This window comes from Chitinivibrionales bacterium, assembly GCA_014728215.1.
Taxonomy (GTDB): Bacteria; Fibrobacterota; Chitinivibrionia; order Chitinivibrionales; family WJKA01; genus WJKA01.
Map to the genome: position 1 here is coordinate 1 of WJLZ01000066.1, position 2749 is coordinate 2749.

The following is a 2749-nucleotide window of genomic DNA, read 5'->3' on the forward strand; positions in this document are numbered from 1 at the left end:
GATAGTAACTGTATCTTTTTTATCCCAGGAAACATGCGGAAGCAAATCTTTGCCGTAAACATTTTTATTATCTTTTAGCAAAACATTACCATTTTCATCTCTAAGGAAAAGTTTAATTTTCTTTTTTCCATTGTATAAAGGTTTATCAATTACATAAATTTTTAGAAGATACTCCCAATCAGATTCAAGTGGATATTCATGTACTTGTGGAAATACAAATACATAAGAAACGTACTTACGGCCAGTGCAGCCAGAATTTAAGATATAGAAAAATAATAACAGAATTAAAACCAGCTTTTTATTGAACTCTTTTTTTATCATTCCAATCTATCCTTCCACCGGGAGCACCAGGATAGTGCCAACCTTGTTCTTTAAATGCCTTTTCCAAATAATAGTTACAGTCAAAAACACCAGGGATATAAAGTCCTGGTTCAGAAATAGCTTTACTATTACGCAATGCATTTATTGCTTCAGCACCAGTTACACCTGGTGGAAGTTCAATTGCAATGGCTGGTGAATTCACTTCACCATCCCCTGGGCCGAATACCGTTGATGATTTGCCGCTTAACCCCACCGCATCACCAGTTACGGGATCACGCACCCACGCATGATTACCTCCCCAATCACCAGCGAAATTGAATGCAGGTGAATTATGCAAATATATAACTGCATTTAATGTGTTTGGCCCTATAGTTGCTCCCCCGTTTATGGCAACTGTTCTATCGAAAATGTCAAAGAACCATTCGCTTAATAAACTGCCACACTATCTATCAACGACACTCGCATTTTTGCCTGCATTATTCTTTTGCATGATATGAGCTATCGCTATCATAACTATATAGATAATGAATAACGCTCCCATACCAAGCGGGGCTAACACAAAACCCCACCCTCCTGCACCATAGATTATTATTACTAAACACATAGCAATCCCTGAAAATATCAAATCAACATACAGCATTTTTGTAATACTTGCTTTCTGTAAATGTAGATAGAACATTATCGCAAATAGCACAAAGGGGGCGACATTAATAAGTAGCGTAATAACGCTCCCCCAAAACGCATCAGAACCATTATAAGATCCACCAAAAAATGATGATACACAAATAATTAATGCTAACAGAATCGTACTTATAGGTATGTACCTTATCATCGTGTTCTGCCTCCACGTGTCACATCCGGTGCAAAAGATTCGTTTGGATGTATAATCGGAGGCAAAGGCAAGCCAAGGGCATTTCTCTGCCCTATGTCATAGTATTTGTCGCCCCCTCTTGCTACTGCCTGATAGTAAATTTCTGAAATAATCTTAAAAGGCGAATTATCATTAAGACGCATTTCTAATCGAAAAAGGTCATCTGCTTTAGTTTTGCTGAAGTATGGGGTTGTATATCGCAGGTCATGGTTAGCACACGGGCCATTTGGCCCTCCAAAATCAAACAGTCCGGGCATACCGATATCGCTTCCCCTGTCCGGGGTAAGCCTTGTGAAGTCGTAGTTGTTACCACAATAATCACACTCTACACTGTTTGTGGCAGTTTCTTGCTTTACCATGGCAACATCTAAAGGTTCAGTCCCAATAATAGTTGGTATTCCTTCAATAAATAATTCGTTTCTATAAGACAAGTTATTTTTTAATTGAGAGGCAGATATGACATAATTCCAACCAAAATCAACCTCTGCATCTACAATATTTATTTTGCTATTCAGGTCGTTCATTGCCATTGAAGTGGAATTATTTATCTCTAAATCTCGGTTGGAATAAATACGTTTTCCACCTGATTCTGTATAGAATCCCCTTCCTCCTAATTCATAACCTGCTCCTATAGGTGGAGTATTATTTGCAGCACCGCTCCCGGGATATTTCGGATCTCCTTTCCACCATTTCCATCCTGCTAAAAATGGGTTCCAGGCATCATCTGCTCCCATGCCCGCTTCTAAATTATTTGTTGAAACGTGTATATAGTAACCAGTGACGGCTAAAAGAGTAAGACCGGCATTGATTAAGAAAGAAGTTGTAATTAAAATGTTACCATCTTTATCAACCATTACAACGGGATTTGCCCCATTACCGGCATAGGCATAAGGATTATAAAACTGCCCCGCTTTGTCACAAGAGAACCATACCCCTATTTCAGGATCATAATATCTCGCCCCGAAATAATATGCCTGAATCCCACTAACCCCATTCTCAGAATCTTCCCCTTCCTCATCAAATTCCTTTTTGATGTGGTAAAGCTCACCTCCAAAATCGCCTGGAAGCGTTTTTTGAACGGGAGGTCTTTTCAGCCGGAGGTATGGTGCTTGGATTGTGGGAGTTTTTCTTTTCGCGGCGAAAGCGATGCCCTGAGTGGGCCGAAGGGAAGGAAGGCAGCTAAAAAGAAAAAAGCCCGTGTACCGGACATCATTTCCGATTGACACGGGCGTAGTTTCTTTCGCTACCGGCGGCATTTAGTGTGCGCCTTTAGGTTTACGGAAGGTGATATGCGGTTCAAGCCCGAACACGTCACCGATTTTGCGCAGGAACGCCATCGACACATTTTTATAGCTGCCCGATTCCAGCCGAGCGATTGCCGGCTGCGATGTATGCGCTTTCTCGGCAAGTTCCTGCTGTGTAAGCCCTGCCTGTATACGCAACTCAATAACCTTACAGGAAAGGTCGAACTCTTCCTGGCTTTTTTTCCATTCCTTACGGAACTCAGGGTCTTTCATTCTTTCCTTGAGTACATCGCGGAACTTGTAACTTTTAATC

At 41.0% G+C, this 2749-nt stretch carries 5 protein-coding genes; all 5 read right to left on the reverse strand.

Annotated features, from left to right (window positions below; translation table 11 throughout):
- A partial coding sequence (locus GF401_04285) for a hypothetical protein (protein MBD3344263.1) occupies positions 1 to 321 on the reverse strand: 321 nt, incomplete at its 3' end.
- Complete coding sequence (locus GF401_04290) at positions 299 to 658, reverse strand: hypothetical protein (protein ID MBD3344264.1); 360 nt, start codon at positions 656 to 658, stop codon at positions 299 to 301. The genes GF401_04285 and GF401_04290, both read right to left, overlap by 23 nt.
- A gap of 105 nt (positions 659 to 763) precedes the next feature.
- A complete protein-coding gene (locus tag GF401_04295) occupies positions 764 to 1153 on the reverse strand; it encodes a hypothetical protein (protein MBD3344265.1) in 390 nt (129 codons plus the stop codon).
- Positions 1150 to 2448 carry a hypothetical protein gene (locus GF401_04300; protein ID MBD3344266.1) on the reverse strand — a complete coding sequence of 433 codons (1299 nt, stop codon included), beginning with the start codon at positions 2446 to 2448 and terminating at the stop codon, positions 1150 to 1152. Before GF401_04300 ends, GF401_04295 begins: the two co-directional genes overlap by 4 nt.
- The gene (locus GF401_04305; GenBank protein MBD3344267.1) at positions 2449 to 2748 is read right to left on the reverse strand and encodes a helix-turn-helix domain-containing protein; all 300 of its coding nucleotides are present in this window, start codon (positions 2746 to 2748) and stop codon (positions 2449 to 2451) included.
- Position 2749: the final 1 nt, after the last annotated feature.

Bases quoted from the DNA above. Each gene is read 5' to 3' on its own strand.
- GF401_04295 (MBD3344265.1), bottom strand. From the start codon at position 1,153: ATGATAAGGTACATACCTATAAGTACGATTCTGTTAGCATTAATTATT.
- GF401_04300 (MBD3344266.1), bottom strand. From the start codon at position 2,448: ATGCCGCCGGTAGCGAAAGAAACTACGCCCGTGTCAATCGGAAATGAT.